The sequence below is a fragment of the Blastopirellula sediminis genome (assembly GCF_020966755.1).
GTDB lineage: Bacteria > Planctomycetota > Planctomycetia > Pirellulales > Pirellulaceae > Blastopirellula > Blastopirellula sediminis.
The window spans coordinates 2394709-2410856 of record NZ_JAJKFT010000010.1; the positions used below are offsets into that span (position 1 = coordinate 2394709).

Below are 16148 nucleotides of genomic sequence, written 5' to 3' on the forward strand. Positions count from 1 at the left end.
CTCGATTTCGCTATAATGGCGGATCAAAACCTACGGAAAGCGGTCAGGAATCCCTTTGAACAAGCCCACCACCTTCGCCGACGTCGTCTGTTGCGGTTGCAGCTGTCTGTGCGACGACCTGCAAGTTGTCGTTGACGCCAATCGCGTCACGCAGCTGACGCCTGTTTGTCCGCATGCGAGCAGCTACTTTGCCGTGACCGGCGCTGCGGCCGATTGCCGAATCGACGGGAAGGAAGTGTCGCTGGAGCAGGGGATCTCCGCCGCGGGCAAGATGTTGGACGCCGCCAAGGCGCCGCTGTTGTTGGGGTTGGGAGAGATGACGATCGATGGGCAACGAGCGGCGCTCGACTGGGCCGATCGATTGGGCGCCTATGTCGATGCCGGCAATCCGGCCGAGCCCGACCCGAGCGGTGTGGTCCTGCAGTCGACCGGGATGATCACCGCGACGCTGGGGGAAATCCGCGATCGGGCCGACGTGATCTTGTTCTGGAACGCCGATCCCCAGACGACGCAGCCGCGCTATATGGAGCGATTCGCTCTGGATGCGGCCGGACGATTTATAGGCGGTTCACGCACGGCCATGGCGATTGATGAGGCGGCGACGGCGACTTCTGCGCGAGCGGAACTCTTTTGCGAGTCGCCAGTCTCGGCGAACCTGGAATTCGCCCACGCGCTGCTGGCGCTCGCCCGTGGCAAAACCATCGACCGTGAGCGTCTCGCTGCGTTTCCGCAGATCGAACAGATTCATGCGCAGCTGGCGGCCGCCAACTACGCCGCGATTATCTGCGGGCCGAAGTTTTACGGCGGCGCCGATGGGGCGGCGATTCTGGAAACGTTGGCCGATTACGTGCGGGAACTGAACCGGGCCAACCGGGCGATCATCTCGCTGCTGAAGAGCGGGCCCAACTGGATCGGCGCGGCGGAGTCGATCGCCTGGCGAACCGGCTATCCGAGCCCTGTCCGTTTCGCTGCCGATGGCCCGGCGTTTGATCCGACCGGATTTCGCGCCGCGAAGCTTTTGGCGCGCGGTGAAGTCGACACGATCGTTCGCTTTGACGGAGATTGGTTGAAGGCCACGCCGCCGGAGATGTTGGCGGCGCTGGAGAAGTTGCCGACTATATCGTTTGGCTGGAGCGATTTTGACGTGCCGGCGAAGGTGGCGTTCCGCGTCGCCAAGCCAGGCGTCGAGTGCGGGGGAAGCATGCACCGGATGGACGACGTCCCGCTGCCGCTGACGCCGGTGTTGTCGACGAAAAGAAAGACGACGGAAGCGATCATTCGGCAGTTGATCGGTTAGCCGCGATAGCTGACGCTATCGGGGCGGCGCAGCCGCTGGAAGCATTAGGTCTCGGTTGGCGCCGAAGGGAGAATGGCTACTTCTTGCGGATTTGAAGTGGCGAACGCCGGAGTGGGCCAATCTCGGATTGATGCTTCCTGCCGACTTTGTCGGCCCAGATAGCGGGAGCTATCTGGGCTAACCTAATTGCGCGAGAGCTCTTACTCCACGCGGCAGATAAAGCACTTCAGGTACTGCGTTTCGGGGCAGGTGATCAGCGTCGGGTGATCGATCGCGGCGCTGCGCTGTTCCAGGATTTGGATGTCGCGGCCGCTCTTTTGCGCGACGCCGAGCAGCGTCATCTGGAAATCATCGCGCGAGACGTTGCCGGAGCAGCTGCACGTGACCAGGATGCCGCCGGGGTTGAGCAGGGCGACCCCTTGGCGATTGACGTGGTAGTACGCCTTCAGCGCTTCGTTGATGTTGCGGCGGGTCTTGGTGAACTTCGGCGGGTCGAGGATCACCGCGTCGAACTTTTCGCCGGCGTCGACGAGCGTCTTCAGATGGTCAAACGCATCGACCGATTCGAAGCGGGCGTTGGTGATGCCGTTTCGTTCGGCATTGCGGCGGGCCAGTTCGATCGCGCGGTCGCTGCCGTCGATCCCGATCACTTCGCTCGCTCCACCCAGCTTTGCCGCGGCGAGGCTAAAGCCGCCGCTGTAGCAGAACATGTCGAGAACGCGACGTCCCGAAAAGTAGCGAGCCGCAGCGACGCGGTTTTCGCGCTGATCGAGATAGAAGCCAGTCTTCTGTCCGCCGGAGAGATCGAGTTCGAACTCAATCCCGTTTTCCGAGATGAAGATCGGTTCGCTCGGAACTTCTCCTTGCAGAACCTGCGGTTCGATGGTGATCCCTTCCGCCTTTTGCACGCCTGCTTCGCCGCGCATCGAGATGCTCTTTGGTGCGATCAACTCGTTCAGTGCGGCAACGATCACGTCGAGACGCTTCTCCATCGCCAGCGCGTTGACTTGCAGCACGACATGTCCGGCGAAGTAATCGACGATCAGCCCACTCAGGCCGTCCGCTTCGCTATAGACCAAGCGGCAGCCGGCGTTTTCGTGGAACAAACCGAGTTGGCGACGCCCGTCGATCGCAGCGGCGAGCTTCCGTTTCCAGAAGTCGTCGGTCAGCGGCTCGTCGACGTTCCAGCTGTAAAGTCGCGCATTGATACGGCTCTTGCGATTGACCACGCCATAGGCGACGAAGCGACCATGATCGCCGACCAACTGCACGACGTCGCCGTCGGCGGCCGACGAATCGATCTTGTCGAACGCCGAGTGGAGAGCCCACGGATGGCGCCCGTACAGGGGCTGCGCCTTGCGCGGGAGCAGGACAGCCTTCGGAATGCCTTCGACGGGAAGTTGTTGCGCCATTGCGGTTGCGTTGCGACGTTACGTCGCGTTCCTTTCTGCGGCCAGGGCCAGCGTGCGATCAATGCGGGCCAGGCACGAATCTTTCCCCAGAATGTCGAGACAGTCGAACAAACCGGGACCGACCCCTTGGCCGGTCGTAGCGATGCGGACAGCGTGAATGATATCTCCGATCTTGATTCCCTCGGCCGCGACGAAGTCTTGCATCGTCTTGTCGAGCGTCGGCACGTCCCAAGTTTCGACCGCGGCGAGCGTGTCGCGGAACTTGGTCAATACGTCGAGCGATTGTGCGTCGCCGAGTCGTTTGGCGAACGCCTTTTCGTCGTACTTCATGTCGGCGTCAGCGACGAAGAAGTAGTCGGCGTAGGCGATGATGTCGCCAAGCACCTTCAAGCGATCGCCGCACGCTTCGATGATGCGGGTCAGCTTCGGCCCAACTTCGCACGGCGCCGGATCAGCGACCAGGCCCGCCTTTTGCAGGAAGGGCAAACAAGCGGCGGTCTTCTGCTTCAGCGGCAGCTTCTGCATGTAGCGATCTTGGAACGCCCACAGCTTCTTGCAGTCGAAGCTGGCCGGCGCCTTGGTGACCCGTTCGAGCGAGAAGTTGGCGATCATCTCGTCGATCGACAGGTCTTCGGTCTTGTCGTCGAGCGACCAGCCGAGCAGAACCAGGTAATTCAAAATCGCTTCCGGCAGGTAACCGGTCAGCTCATAGAAGTCGACGATCACCGGATTGAACGTTTCGGCCGACGTGGTCAGGCCGATCTGCTGGGCGATCATTTCGCCATGCTCGTTCAATCGCTTGAAGTCGGCGTTCTTCAGATACTTGTCGAGCTTACGCTTGCTCAGCTTGTTCTTGCTCCCCGGTTCGGCGACGTAGGGCAAGTGAGCGTACTGCGGCAGTTCGTAGCCGAGCGATTGCCCGATGAAGATCTGACGCGGCGTGTTCGAGAGGTGCTCCTCCGCGCGAATCACGTGCGTGATCTTCAGATCGTGGTCGTCGACGACGCTCGCCAGGTGATACAAGCAGGTGCCGTCGGCCCGCTGGATGACGTGGTCGTTTTCTTTGTTCCATTGGAACTCGACCGGTCCGCGGACGCTGTCGGTGAAGGCGCAGACCCCTTCGCGCGGCATCTTCAGGCGGACGACGAAGCTGCGACCTTCCGCTTCCCATTTGGCGCGGTCCGCTTCGGTCTCGGCCATGAAGGCGCGGCTGTATTGGAACGGACGCTTTTCGGCTTCGGCCGCTTTGCGTTCGGCGTCCAGCTCTTCCGGCGTCGCGTAGTCATAGTAGGCGTGACCGCTGTCGAGTAGCTGCTGGGCGGCCGCCTGATAGCGTTCGAGGCGTTGCGATTGGTAGTACGGCTCGTAGGGGCCGCCGACTTCGGGGCCTTCGTCCCAATCCATGCCGAGCCAGCGGAAGCCGTGCAGAATCGGAGCGAGCGCTTCCTCGACGTTCCGCTGTTGGTCGGTATCGTCGATGCGCAAGATGAACTGTCCGCCGTGACGTTTGGCGAACAACCAGTTGAACAGCGCGGTGCGAACCCCGCCGATGTGGAGATATCCGGTCGGACTGGGAGCGAAGCGTGTGCGTACCATGGCGATCTGCTATTGCGAACGGGAAGTCAAATCGAACCAACCAGCTTAAAGCGCCGGGCGGTCGCTCGCAAAGGGGCTAGCAGTTTGTGGCGGTGATCCACCGGGTGGCACTGCTGGCTTGTCCAGCAGTGTCTAAAGCGGCCGGAATCTAGATGAAAACTTGGCTCAACTTGACTTGGACCGGACGCCTGCCACAAGGTTCGGCCTCAATCGACTCAGATGCTGAACACTGCTGGGCAAGCCAGCAGTGCCACCCGCACTAAGTCGTCGAAATCGCTGGGCCGCGTCGTTCGTAGGTGCGGCCTTCGCTTCCGGCCAGGCTGTTTTCGACCGCCAGTTGGTACAAGCGTTCGCCAGCAGCGGTCGGATAGGCGCCGCTGATGCAGGCCTGGCAAAGTTCGCCGCCGGGGAGATTGACCGCACGGGCGATCGCTTCTCGCGGCAGGAAGCGAACCGAATCGGCGCCCAGCGCGATCGCCATTTCGGCTTGGGCTTCTTCGGTCAGTTGGCCGTCCGGTAGGAATTTCGGAGCGAACAGCTCGCCGATCGTCGACATGTCGATCCCGTAGAAGCAGGGAGCGATGATCGGCGGGCAGGCGACTCGGACGTGAATTTCCTTCACGCCGCCGCGATCACGCAAGCGATCTAGCAGCACTCGCATCGTGGTGGAGCGAACGATCGAGTCTTCGACCAGGAAGACCCGCTTTCCTTCGAGCACTTCACGCAGCGGGGTGTATTTGACTTCGGCGGCGCGACGGCGCTGATTGCCGGTTTCGATGAAGGTACGGCCGGAGTAGCGATTGCGGATCAAACCTTCGCGTGAAGGAATGCCGAGCTCGAACGCCATCGCGTCGGCGGCCGCTTTGCTGGTATCGGGAACCGGCACGACCAGCGTGTTTTCGTCGATCGTCACGCGACCGTCGGCTCGTTCCATCTTCGCCAGTTCGACCCCCAGGTTGGTGCGGGTCACATAGACGCTTCGCTCATCCAGGGTGCTCGCGACGTTGGCGAAATAGATCCACTCGAAGAAGCAGTGAGCCTTGCGCGGCGACTCGGCAAACTTCTGAATCGCGAATTTGCCGCCAGAAATGGTGATCGCGTGGCCAGGCTCGAGCGATTTGATGCTTTCGGGCTCAAAGCCAAGGTTCAGCAGCGCGACGCTTTCGCTGGCGGCGGCGAACATCGGCCCTTCGATCGCGTAGCAGAGCGGCTTAATGCCGAGCGGATCGCGAGCGACCAGCATTTCCCCTTCGGCGTTGAGCATGACCAGGCTATAGGCCCCGTCAAATCGTTTGCTCGCATTGCGGAGCGCTTCGAAGAGGGACACCTTGCGTTCGCCGTTCATCTCACGGCTCAGCTCGTGCATGATGATTTCGGTGTCGGTCTCGCGGGCCAGGTGATGGTCGTTATCGGCCAGCAGGCGATCGCGGAGTTCATCGTAGTTGGCCAGCTGTCCATTGAAGGCGAAGCTGAACCATTTGTGTTTGATCAGGTGGTGCCGCTCGAACGGCTGAGCGTAGCTCCGATCGTCCTGGCCGCAGGTCGCGTAACGGACGTGGCCGATCGCGGCGCACCCGGCGTATTCACGCATCAGGGCTTCGCTCTTGCCGCGATGGGACAAGCGGAAGACTTCGCGGACGGTGCCGATGTCGCGGTGGGTGTCGATCAGCTGGTTGCGACCCGGCTGGAACGAGGTCATACCGGCGGCAAGTTGGCCGCGGTTCTGGATATCGAGCAGCATCCGCGGCAAGAGCCGGGAGACATGGTCCGGTCCTTGGTCCGGGCAGAGCGGGCTGACTTCGTCGCTCGGGAGGTGATAAACGGCGGCGATCCCGCACTCGTGATAAAGCTCGCTCATGAACGACTCGCGGTGAAAAACCCTTGCCGGACTTAGACTTGCGCCTGCGCATGCAACGCTGTCTACACAGAAAATCCTACTGAAAGAGGCGGGCTCTTTATTCTAGGATTCGCGCTCCAAAGACTCAACCGTCCTAAGAAGCGGATTTCCGCTTGTTAGCGAAGGAATTTCTCCCCCCAAATTGTGGCGGCGGCGAGTATGGAATCTCTATTTCACGGAATTAAAATGAATGCCATTGATTTTGCGCACTAACTCGCAATAATCGTGGCCTCCCTGCCTTAGCGAAGTGCTGCCCAGCACAAAATATTTATCCCTCCTATTTTATTGCCTCGAAAGCCCCACCTATGAAACGTTCCGCATTTACTCTCGTTGAGTTGCTGGTCGTGATCGCCATCATCGGCGTCTTGATCGCACTATTGCTGCCGGCGGTGCAGCAAGCTCGCGAAGCGGCTCGCCGGATGCAATGCACCAACAAGCTGAAGCAAGTTGGTCTGGCGCTCCACAACTACCATGACACCTTCGGCGCGATGCCGGCTCGCCAAGGGGGAACCAATGGTGCGTCGGGCGCTTATCTCGAACACAACGCCGAACGTCTGAGCGGCTGGGTCGGCATGTTGCCGTTCCTCGAATATGGGAACTTGTACGACCAGATCAAATCTTCGCAGACCTTCAACGGCATCAGCTTCAACCCGTATGGCGCGTCGCCGTGGAAGACCGAATACACCCTGTGGAAGACGAAGATCGAAGCGTTTCGTTGTCCTTCGGACGGCGCGGATAGCAACGAGAACACGGAGAATGGTTTTTCGAACTACGCCTTCTCGATCGGCGACACTCCGCGTCGCTCGCATCACACCGTTTCGAGCGGCATGTTCGGCGCCAAGAGCTGGTACAAGTTCAGCGCCGTGACCGACGGGCTCAGCAATACGCTGGCGATCGCCGAGCATACGGTCGGCATCGACAAAAACAAAATCCTGGGGGGCGGCATCGTCTTGGCGGCCGACGCTTGGCCCGGTTCGGTCTCGGACTCGAACGACAATCAAGTGACCCCGGCGGTTTGTGCGGCGAAGGCTGGCTCGAATAAGACCTACCTGTCGGGGTTGTCGACCTACAACTGGCCGGGTCGTCGCTGGTCTGACGGCGCCAGCCCGTATGGCGCGATCACCACGATTCTGGCGCCGAACTCCCCGTCGTGCACCTCGGACGGATCGTGGGACGGTTCGGCCGCGATCATGACCGCCAACAGTTTCCATCCCGGCGGCGCGAACGGCCTGCTTGGCGACGGTTCGGTTCACTTCTACACCGAAACGATCGACACCGGAAATCTCTCGAGCATCCCGTCTGGCAATGGTCCCTCCCCGTACGGCGTGTGGGGCGCGATCGGCACCAAGAGCGGCGGCGAAGCGAGCACCTCGCTGTAGTTCGTTGCGAGCAAGTTTCCTGCCTGTTCAAACTGCGGCGACCGCTACGTCGCCGCAGTCCTGCCTGCGGTCGGCCAAGCGACTGCAATACGTTTCCAAGGAACATTCTTCATGCGATACGCGATTTACGCTGCGGCGATGGCCGCGCTGGTGATATCTGGGTGCGGTAGTAAGATGATGCCCGGCGGCGTCGAAGCCAAAGGGGTCGTTCTGCTGGATGGAACTCCGCTGGAAGGAGCGACCGTCATTTTCTCGCCGATCGGCGATGGACGTTCGGCGAATGGGATGACCGACGCCGAAGGAGCTTTTTCGCTCGGAACCATCGAACCGTCCGACGGCATTCTGCCGGGCGAGTATCAAGTCGCCATCATCAAGTCGATCGTCGATGAGTCGCGGTCGACAGTCGATCCGATGGCGGTCCAAGAAAAGACCGGCCAGTTTCCTCCCTCGCCGCCGAACATCAACATCGTTCCCCGCAAGTTCGCCAATCCGCAGAAGTCGGGCTTGAAGGCGAACGTCTCGGAAGAAGGGGCGACCGATTTGAAGTTTGAGATTGCGACGAAGTAGCGCCGCGACGCAACGTTTGCGTAGGAAAACAAAAAAAAGCCCCGGCAATCGCCGCGGGCTTTTTTCATGGTCGATGAAATAGGTGGGGAGGGAGTCGCTGTTCTAGCGGGCGGCGATCGCCGGGCGAGCCTTTTGGCTGACCGCTTCGACGATTTCGGCCGGATCGAGCGGCTTGCGGAACCAGGCGTCAAAGCGATCTTCGGTATCGTCGCCGTCGTCGGCGAACTGTTTCGGGTCGCTGCCGGTTACGGCGAAGACCTTCAGCTTGCTCATGCGCGGATCGTTGCGGAGCACGCGGAGGGTGGCGGGGCCATCGAACCTGGGCATGCTGAGGTCGAGCAGCACGTAGTCGGGCAAGTCGTTGAGGGCCAGGTGCTCGAGGGCGGCCTGGCCATCTTTGGCGACCGAAACGTTGAAGCCGTACATCCGCAGCAAACCGGCCAGCAACTCACGTTCGTTGTCGTCGTCTTCCACCACCAACAGGCTACGCCCGTTTTCGCCTGATTTTTCGCGGCGGAGCGTTTCGCGGTCTTGGCCGACGGCGACGTCCAGTTCTTTTAGTTCGGCGAGCAAACGCTTGAGCGTGGTGACCGCTTCTTCGGTCATGCCGGCGTCGACCTGTTTGCTGCAAAGGTGCAGGCCAAGGTTGAGCGTATTGAGGCGATTGCGGAATTGGTGGCTACCGATCAGGGGCGGCGCCTTCCGTTTCATTTCTTCGAGTTCCCCTTCGCTGCAGGCGTCTGGGCGAATGATCGACACTTCTTTGGGAGCGTCGATGCCGATCTTCACCATCTTGCCCCGCACTTGGAGGAGCTCGACGGTGATGGCGAGATTGGGGAAGACAATCTTTTCTTTAGCGCGACGAGAAAGCACTAACATAACAGGTCTCCATACCAGGGTCGCAACTGCGACAACCACTATCCTTGAAGGGCCCGCTCAACCTAGAGAGCGATCGCCCCGCGACAATCCGGCTCATTCCTTAAGCCTGACTGCGGATCAATCCTGGCGTGGATATCCATTTCGCACGCTTCATTTGAGAATGTTCAATGTAGGACTTGCTGCGGTTTTCCGGCAATAGGAAAAAGTCCTCATTTCTTTCCATGTTGACGCTTGGCGAAACGACCGCCGCGGGTTTATAACTTGCGATGCCGTTTATGCGTTCGCATCGGCGGCCTTCTCCGCAGAAAAGCCAAAGGGAGTGCTAGCATGCGAAACGGCTGGATGGAGCAATTTCGCGGTTACATCTTCGCTATTGCCGCTACGGCGGTCGCCTTGTGGGTGAGGACGATGCTTCACCCCATTTTGCAGGAACGACTGCCGTTCGGCGTCTTCTATCTCTCGGTCATCATGAGCGCCTGGCTCGGCGGTACTCCTTCCGCGGTCTTGGCGATGGCGCTGGGAATGTTGGCGGCGGCTCACTTCGTCATTCCGCCGGAATCGAGCCTGCTGATCACCGAGCCGGCCGACTGGGTCTCGCTGTTGATCTATGCGATCGTCGGCGCGGTGACGATCGTGACGTTCGAGAAGACGCGGTGCGATCAGCGCAAAGCGGAGCAGCGGTCGCTCGAAAATCAGAAACTGACCGAAACGCTAAAGCGTTCCGATTTGCAGAAGGACGAATACCTGGCGCTGCTCGCGCACGAGCTGCGTAATCCGCTCGCGCCGATTGCGACCAGCGTCGACCTGATGGCGCGCTGCCGCGACGACGCTCGGCGGTTCGATACGCTGCGCCGCGCGGTGCTGCGTCAGCTGTCGCAATTGGTTCGGATCGTCGACGACTTGCTCGACGTCTCGCGCTATCTGCAAGGGAAGATGCGCCTGCTGCGCGATCCGTTTGATTTCCGCGAAGCGGTCGGCGCCGCGGTCGAGATGGTGCAGCCGCAAATTGACGAACAGGGGCATGACGTCCGATTGCTGATCCCCGACGTGCCGTTCGGCGTGAACGGAGATCGAGTTCGTTTGGTGCAGGTCGTCTCGAACCTGTTGAGCAATTCCGCCAAGTACACGCCGCGCGGCGGACGCATTTGCATCGACTTGCGTGCCGAGAACGGCGTCGCCGTGCTGGCCGTTTCCGACAACGGCATCGGCATTGCCGAAGATGATCGGAAGCGGATTTTTGAAGCGTTCGCTCAGGTCGACTCTTCTCATACCCGCGATCATGGCGGGCTCGGTCTGGGGCTGGCGCTGGTCAAACAGTTGTGCGAACTGCATGACGGGACGGTCGACGTCGTCAGCCGTGGCCCAGGGAAGGGGAGCCGTTTTGAGGTTCGTCTACCGATGGTCGAACTGCCGACGCCGACAGTGCGCGTGGTCGAAAGGCAGGAGCCGATCGATCTCGAGTCGATGTCGGTGATGATCGTCGACGACAATCGGGACGCCGCCGAGACCCTTTCGATGCTGCTGACCTTTGAAGGGATGAGCACTACCGTCGCCTATGACGGGCCGATGGCGATCGATTTGCTGCGCAAGCAAAAGCCGGCGTTTATCTTGCTCGATATCGGGCTGCCGGGGATGGATGGGTACGAAGTGGCGCGGCGGATTCGGGCCGATCATGGTCAAGATGGCGTGAAAATTATTGCGCTAACCGGTTGGGGCGGTCCCGAGGATCGCCGCCGCACAAAAGAGGCTGGCTTCGACGATCACGTCGTCAAGCCGGTCGATCCAGCCAATCTGGTAGCGCTCTTGCGCGGCGCCCAGCCGCAATCGGCGTAATTCGTATATCAGCGTCCCCTTGTGGCAAATGCGGCGGGAATCGATAACTACGGTTTGTCGTTTCCCGCTACTTTGAGCCTCTCTTTCTTCCTATGACCGATCTTCTGCGCCAGGAAATCGCCGCGACTGCCGATCTGATCGTCGTGAAAGTGGGAACGCGCGTTCTCACTTCGCCGGACGGCACGCTTAATCGCGAGCGAATCGCCCAATTCGCCGAAGAAATGAGCCGGCTTCTCGACTCCGGCCGGAAGATGGTGATGGTCTCCAGCGGAGCGGTCGGCGCCGGGATGGACCGGTTGAAGCTGAAGCAGCGGCCGACCGATTTGGCGCAATTGCAAGCGGTCGCCGCCGTTGGTCAGGCTCGCCTGATCGAAGCGTACGATCAAACGTTGGCGGTTCACGGACGGCATGGCGCCCAGGTTTTGCTGACGGCCGAAGATCTCGATCATCGCGTCCGGTACCTGAACATCCGCAACACGCTGGTGTCGCTGCTTGGGTTCGGCGTGCTGCCGATCATCAACGAAAACGACACCGTCGCCGTCGACGAATTGATGACCACCTTTGGCGATAACGATCGCCTGGCCGCTCGGGTCACCAATTTGCTGCGAGCGCCGCTGTTGGTGATCTTGTCGGACGTCGCCGGTTTGTACGATCGTTCGCCCGACGATCCGGACGCGAAAGTGATTCCGGTCGTGCAGAAGTTCGACGATCAACTGATGTCGTTCGTCCGCGACAAGAAGACGGGGCTCTCGAAAGGGGGCATGGCCAGCAAGCTGGAAGCGGCCCGGCTGGTGACGACCGCCGGTGAGAACGTGATCATCGCCTCGGGACGCGATCCGCAGGCGATTACCAAGATCGTCAACGGCGAAACGATCGGTACGCTGTTCTTGCCGCAAGGGAAGACGGTCTCGCCGCGGAAGCGGTGGATCGGATTCTCGGTCGAACCGCGAGGACGGATCACCGTCGATGATGGCGCCAAGCGAGCGCTGGAAGAGTCAGGGCGAAGTCTGCTGGCGATCGGCGTGATCGGCGTCGAGGGAGACTTTGAAAAAGGGGACGTCGTCCGAATCTGCGGTTCGGACGGGGGCGAAATTGCCCGCGGTCTGACCAACTATTCGGCGTCCGAAGTGGCCCGCATTCGCGGCACGCAAAGCGACAAGATCAGCGAAGTCTTGGGACATCGCCCCTACGTCGAATTGATCCACCGCGACAATCTCACGCTGAGCCGAGCCGCGAAGTAGTTCGCTTACGGCTTCATCTCGAGATCGAACGAGTTGACCCCTTCGCGCACGTCGATGGTCAAGCCGCTCTTGTTCGGATCGCGGTACTTGGCCGGGATCGCTTTGGCGACGACGCGCACAACCAACTGCGAAGGATCTTCCGGCGGCAGAATCGTGACGACGTAGGCGCCGGTACGCAGCGGCGTTTGCGTGACGAACTTTCCTTCCGCATCGAGCGATTCGGAAATACCGCCTTCCAGTTCGCCGCTGTAGAAAGTGATGTCGCCGCCGGTGACCGGCTGGCCGCCATAGGTGACTTGCCCGTGGATCGTACCGGTCGACGGTTTGAAGTCGGTCCAGCCGACTGCCGATGCGCAGAGGATGAACCCACCAGGGCGAGAGTATTTCGGGGAAGTGATGGTGCAGTCGATTGTCATCGTTGCAGGCTGGATCTAACGGTTGGAATCGGGAGGGCTCTTTTCCGTGGGGTTGGATTCGGCCAGGCGAATCGTCTGCCAGAAGGAGTAGCAACCTCCGTACCAGGAGGGGGAGAATGAGCCGCCGGCTTCGGGTTTCCGCAGTGAGATGGTGCGCGGGACAGGGGAAGGAGAGAAATTGCCACCTAAATGGTGGAAATAGTGCGCCATGCCGTCCAAATGCGGGCGCATGGGAATTTCCGGTCAGACGCGACTGCGTCGAAATAGGGAGCAGATGTTTAAAATTGCTGCACGATAGTTATGCAGAGGGGGATTGTGGGGCGGCGGGCGACGTCGACTTCACCGTGAGCTGCGCGCCCCTTACTGATCCTGGATCAGCGGCAGCGGAATGTCGTTGGGACGCAAGGTCGGCGACGGTTTGGCGCTGCGAGCGTCATGCCGTGAGTTAGAATCAGCGGCCGGCGAAGCGAGCGGCAGCGTGCTTTTCTTCGGCGGACCCATCAGCGTCAATTTGACGGTGTTCCAGAAGCCGCTCATCGAGCCAAAGGTGGCGTCGACGGCGCTTGGTTCGTAGCCGCTATGGACCATGCAGTCGGCGCACTTGGGATTGCCGCTGGCGCAGCCGTAGTTTTCCCACTTGGTTGACGACATCAACTCGGCGAACGATTCGCAGTACCCTTCATCCATCAGATAGCAAGGTTTCTGCCAGCCGAACAAGTTGTAGGTCGGATTCCCCCACGGCGTGCACTCGAGCTGGTAGTTCCCTTTCAGGAACTCGAGGAAGAGCGGGCTTTGATTGAATCGCCAATTGCGAGCGTTGTCGAGCAGCTTGCGGAAGAGGGACTTCGTTTCGTTCCGCGCCAGGAAGTGATCCTGGTCCGGCGCTTTCTCATAACGATAGCCCGGCGAGATCATCATCCCTTCGACGCCGAGCTCCATCATGTCGTCGAAGAAGTCCCGAATCCGCTCGGGATGAACGCCATCGTAGATGGTGGTGTTGGTCGTGACGCGAAAGCCGCGCGCGACCGCCGCTTGAATCGCTTTGGCGGCGATGTCGTACGTTCCTTCGCGGCAGACGGCGGCGTCATGTTCTTCGCGGGGACCGTCCATGTGAACCGAGAAGGAGAGATACTTGCTCGGCGTAAAGCTGGGGAGAGCCGCTTCCAGCTTCAGCGCGTTGGTGCAGAGGTAGATGTACTTTTTCCGCGCGACCAGGCCGTCGACGATCTCATTGATCTGCGGATGGAGCAGCGGTTCGCCGCCGGGGATCGAAACGATCGGCGCGCCGCATTCGTCGACCGCACGGAAGCATTGTTCCGGAGTCAGATGCCGACGGAGCGTTTCGACCGGATGTTGGATCTTGCCGCAGCCGGCGCAAGCCAGATTGCAGCGAAACAGCGGTTCCAACATCAAGACCAGCGGATAGCGCTTCTGCCCCGAAAGGCGTTTCTTCAGCACATAGCTGGCGACAGTCCACATTTGCGAGACAGGTACGCCCATGTCAGTTCCTAACTTCGCGCCGTCGCGCGGTTCCACTCGGCCAAAGCCAAGAGGGGAAAGTAAATCGGGTAATAGTGATACTTCAGATAGAAGACGCGGGGGAAACCGGTTCCGGTGAACTCGACTTCATCCCAGGCTCCATCCTCGCGCTGCGTGTCCATCAGGTAACGGACGCCGTTGGCGACTTCCGGCAGATGCGCTCCGCCGGCGGCGATCAAACCAAGCAGCGCCCAAGCCGTTTGCGAAGCGGTCGGGCTTCCCTTGCCGCGGAGCGTCGGATCTTCGTACGTTTCACACGATTCTCCCCAACCGCCGCACGCTTGTTGATGAGCGAGCAGCCAGAGTTTGCCTTGTTCGATCATCGGATCGTTGGCCGGCACGCCGACCGCCCGCAGTCCGACCAGGCATTGCCAGGTTCCATAGATATAGTTGACGCCCCAGCGGCCGAACCACGAGCCGTCGGAGAGTTGGTTCGCCCGGATATAGGCGACCGCTTTGCGGACGACGTCGCCGACTTTGCCCGGCGAGTCGATCGTGACTCCCAAGCGGCCGAACGATTCGATCACGCGGGCCGAAAGGTCGGGCGTGCTCGGATCGATCATCGCGTTGTGATCGGCGAACGGCACATGGCAGAGGAATTCGGCGTCGTTGTTCTTGTCGAAGGCGCCCCAGCCGCCGTCATGGTTTTGCATGGCGGTCATCCACGCGACGGCGCGACGCGTCGCCGCAGCCGCTCGTTCCATCATCGCGGCGGACGAGCCTGCAAGTTGTTCGGTGATGCCGCGTCCGCCGACAACGACGGTGGTGTTGGCCATCGTATCGCCGGGGTGGAGTTCGAGCGTGATGTTGGCGGCCGCCAATTGATCGACCAGCGCCATGATCCCCATCGACGTGTCGTCGTTGTCAGGATAGAAGGCGTTCTCGTATTCGAAGAACCAGCCGCCCGGTTCGCATGCGACGTTGTTGCTCCAGTCGCCGGGGACGCGAACTTCTTTCGAGAGGAGCCACTCGACGCCGCGGCAAGTCGGCTCTTGGGAGATGCCCATGCCGGCGGCAGCCATCGCGCGGAGCGAAATCGACGTATCCCAGACCGGCGACTTGCAAGGTTGCAGGCGAGTCTCGGCGCCTTCATCAATCGCCAGACGCTCGAGGTGATCGAGGAAGTACTGGACCTCTTTGCTCTCTTTCGAGTAGCCGAGCGTGAGGAGCGCGATCACGCCCCAAAGAATCGGCGGGAAGATCGCGCCGGGACCGTCGCTTTGCTCGCAGCGATCGAGCAGCCACTTTTCGGCCAGGCGAAGAGCACGCTTGCGCAGGGGACGAACTTTGTACTTTTCGAGCAGCTTCAACCCGCTGTCGGCGGTGCGGAAGAAGCGGTCCCAGCTGAAGAGGCCGCGCGGCTTGTCGAGTCCGGGGCAGCGGAGCTCGGGCCAATCTTCCGGTTTGTCGACGAACAGCTCGTGGATCGAAACGTCTTGGGCGATGTCGCGAGTCGGGCGATGGGCCCAGACGATCGCCAGCGGAATGAAAATCGTGCGCGACCAGGAACTCATCCGATAGATGTTGATCGGCGACCAGTTGGGGAGCAGGACCATCTCAGGCGGAACGGCCGGGCAAAGCTCGAACGGGATCTGGCCGAGCAGCGCCAGATAGAAGCGGGTGAAGCTGTTGACCTTGTCGGCGCCGCCGGCTTCGAGGATCGCGTTGCGAGCGCGGATCATGTACTCGGCGGCCGGATCATGACCGGTCAGCTTGAGGGCGAAGTAAGCTTTGACGCTCGAGCCGACGTCGATCGGCGCGCCGGGGAACTGCGTCCAGGCGCCGTTGGGCTCTTGTTGTTTCAGTAGCTGAGCGGCGCATCGCTTGGCGATGTCGGTTCGTTCCTGGCCGAGCCACGCGAGAAGGAGAATGTATTCGCTTTGAAGGATCGAGTCACCTTCCAACTCGGCGCACCAATGACCGTCGGCATGTTGGTGAGCGAGGAGCCAGTCGCGCGTCGCGGCCGCAGCAGAGCGGGCCTGAGCGCGCAGGTCGACAACGTGTTGCGAGATGCGATTACTCGCAGTGGGGGAGGCGCCTTCCATGCAGTCCTTCCTTACGTCGACGGAAACCGGTCAGAAGCGATCCTACG

General features: G+C 60.7%; 12 protein-coding genes. 5 read left to right on the plus strand and 7 right to left on the minus strand.

Annotated elements, in window-relative coordinates:
* Positions 1-55: 55 nt before the first annotated feature.
* Complete coding sequence (locus LOC68_RS21395; RefSeq protein ID WP_230222518.1) at positions 56-1297, plus strand: hypothetical protein; 1242 nt, start codon at positions 56-58, stop codon at positions 1295-1297.
* Positions 1298-1497: 200 nt separating this feature from the next.
* Here LOC68_RS21395 and LOC68_RS21400 read toward each other — a convergent pair whose 3' ends face one another.
* The 3 genes from LOC68_RS21400 to LOC68_RS21410 all read right to left on the minus strand — a co-directional run bounded on the left by LOC68_RS21400 (position 1498) and on the right by LOC68_RS21410 (position 6163).
* The gene (locus LOC68_RS21400; protein ID WP_230222520.1) at positions 1498-2709 is read right to left on the minus strand and encodes a class I SAM-dependent rRNA methyltransferase; all 1212 of its coding nucleotides are present in this window, start codon (positions 2707-2709) and stop codon (positions 1498-1500) included.
* An 18-nt stretch (positions 2710-2727) separates the two neighbouring features.
* The gene (gene gltX, locus LOC68_RS21405; protein ID WP_230222522.1) at positions 2728-4305 is read right to left on the minus strand and encodes a glutamate--tRNA ligase; all 1578 of its coding nucleotides are present in this window, start codon (positions 4303-4305) and stop codon (positions 2728-2730) included.
* Positions 4306-4564: 259 nt separating this feature from the next.
* Entirely contained in the window at positions 4565-6163 is a 1599-nt protein-coding gene (locus LOC68_RS21410; protein WP_230222524.1) for an amidophosphoribosyltransferase, read from the minus strand.
* 344 nt (positions 6164-6507) lie between these two features.
* On the opposite strand from LOC68_RS21410, the gene LOC68_RS21415 reads away from it, so the two are divergent.
* On the plus strand, positions 6508-7581 hold the full coding sequence (locus tag LOC68_RS21415) for a DUF1559 domain-containing protein (RefSeq protein ID WP_230222525.1): 1074 nt from the start codon (positions 6508-6510) through the stop codon (positions 7579-7581).
* A 111-nt stretch (positions 7582-7692) separates the two neighbouring features.
* Positions 7693-8148, plus strand: coding sequence for a carboxypeptidase-like regulatory domain-containing protein (locus LOC68_RS21420; protein ID WP_230222527.1), 456 nt, complete (start codon positions 7693-7695; stop codon positions 8146-8148).
* A 102-nt stretch (positions 8149-8250) separates the two neighbouring features.
* On the opposite strand, the gene LOC68_RS21425 is transcribed toward LOC68_RS21420, so the two are convergent.
* Positions 8251-9027 carry a response regulator gene (locus tag LOC68_RS21425; RefSeq protein ID WP_230222529.1) on the minus strand — a complete coding sequence of 259 codons (777 nt, stop codon included), beginning with the start codon at positions 9025-9027 and terminating at the stop codon, positions 8251-8253.
* 327 nt (positions 9028-9354) lie between these two features.
* Between LOC68_RS21425 and LOC68_RS21430 the strand changes: the two genes are divergently transcribed.
* Positions 9355-10860, plus strand: a complete 1506-nt coding sequence (locus LOC68_RS21430) for an ATP-binding response regulator (RefSeq protein WP_230222531.1) — start codon at positions 9355-9357, stop codon at positions 10858-10860.
* A gap of 92 nt (positions 10861-10952) precedes the next feature.
* On the plus strand, positions 10953-12101 hold the full coding sequence (proB, locus tag LOC68_RS21435) for a glutamate 5-kinase (RefSeq protein ID WP_230222532.1): 1149 nt from the start codon (positions 10953-10955) through the stop codon (positions 12099-12101).
* A gap of 5 nt (positions 12102-12106) precedes the next feature.
* Here the strand turns inward: proB and LOC68_RS21440 are convergent, their stop codons facing one another.
* From LOC68_RS21440 to LOC68_RS21450, 3 genes are all read right to left on the minus strand, one after another.
* On the minus strand, positions 12107-12517 hold the full coding sequence (locus LOC68_RS21440) for a hypothetical protein (RefSeq protein WP_230222533.1): 411 nt from the start codon (positions 12515-12517) through the stop codon (positions 12107-12109).
* A 360-nt stretch (positions 12518-12877) separates the two neighbouring features.
* On the minus strand, positions 12878-14017 hold the full coding sequence (hpnH, locus tag LOC68_RS21445; protein WP_230222534.1) for an adenosyl-hopene transferase HpnH: 1140 nt from the start codon (positions 14015-14017) through the stop codon (positions 12878-12880).
* Positions 14018-14025: 8 nt separating this feature from the next.
* Positions 14026-16101, minus strand: coding sequence for a terpene cyclase/mutase family protein (locus LOC68_RS21450; protein ID WP_230222535.1), 2076 nt, complete (start codon positions 16099-16101; stop codon positions 14026-14028).
* Positions 16102-16148 lie beyond the last annotated feature (47 nt).

Bases quoted from the DNA above. Each gene is read 5' to 3' on its own strand.
- LOC68_RS21400 (WP_230222520.1), bottom strand. From the start codon at position 2,709: ATGGCGCAACAACTTCCCGTCGAAGGCATTCCGAAGGCTGTCCTGCTC.
- gltX (WP_230222522.1), bottom strand. From the start codon at position 4,305: ATGGTACGCACACGCTTCGCTCCCAGTCCGACCGGATATCTCCACATC.
- LOC68_RS21410 (WP_230222524.1), bottom strand. From the start codon at position 6,163: ATGAGCGAGCTTTATCACGAGTGCGGGATCGCCGCCGTTTATCACCTC.
- LOC68_RS21415 (WP_230222525.1), top strand. From the start codon at position 6,508: ATGAAACGTTCCGCATTTACTCTCGTTGAGTTGCTGGTCGTGATCGCC.
- LOC68_RS21420 (WP_230222527.1), top strand. From the start codon at position 7,693: ATGCGATACGCGATTTACGCTGCGGCGATGGCCGCGCTGGTGATATCT.
- LOC68_RS21425 (WP_230222529.1), bottom strand. From the start codon at position 9,027: ATGTTAGTGCTTTCTCGTCGCGCTAAAGAAAAGATTGTCTTCCCCAAT.
- LOC68_RS21430 (WP_230222531.1), top strand. From the start codon at position 9,355: ATGCGAAACGGCTGGATGGAGCAATTTCGCGGTTACATCTTCGCTATT.
- proB (WP_230222532.1), top strand. From the start codon at position 10,953: ATGACCGATCTTCTGCGCCAGGAAATCGCCGCGACTGCCGATCTGATC.
- LOC68_RS21440 (WP_230222533.1), bottom strand. From the start codon at position 12,517: ATGACAATCGACTGCACCATCACTTCCCCGAAATACTCTCGCCCTGGT.
- hpnH (WP_230222534.1), bottom strand. From the start codon at position 14,017: ATGGGCGTACCTGTCTCGCAAATGTGGACTGTCGCCAGCTATGTGCTG.
- LOC68_RS21450 (WP_230222535.1), bottom strand. From the start codon at position 16,101: ATGGAAGGCGCCTCCCCCACTGCGAGTAATCGCATCTCGCAACACGTT.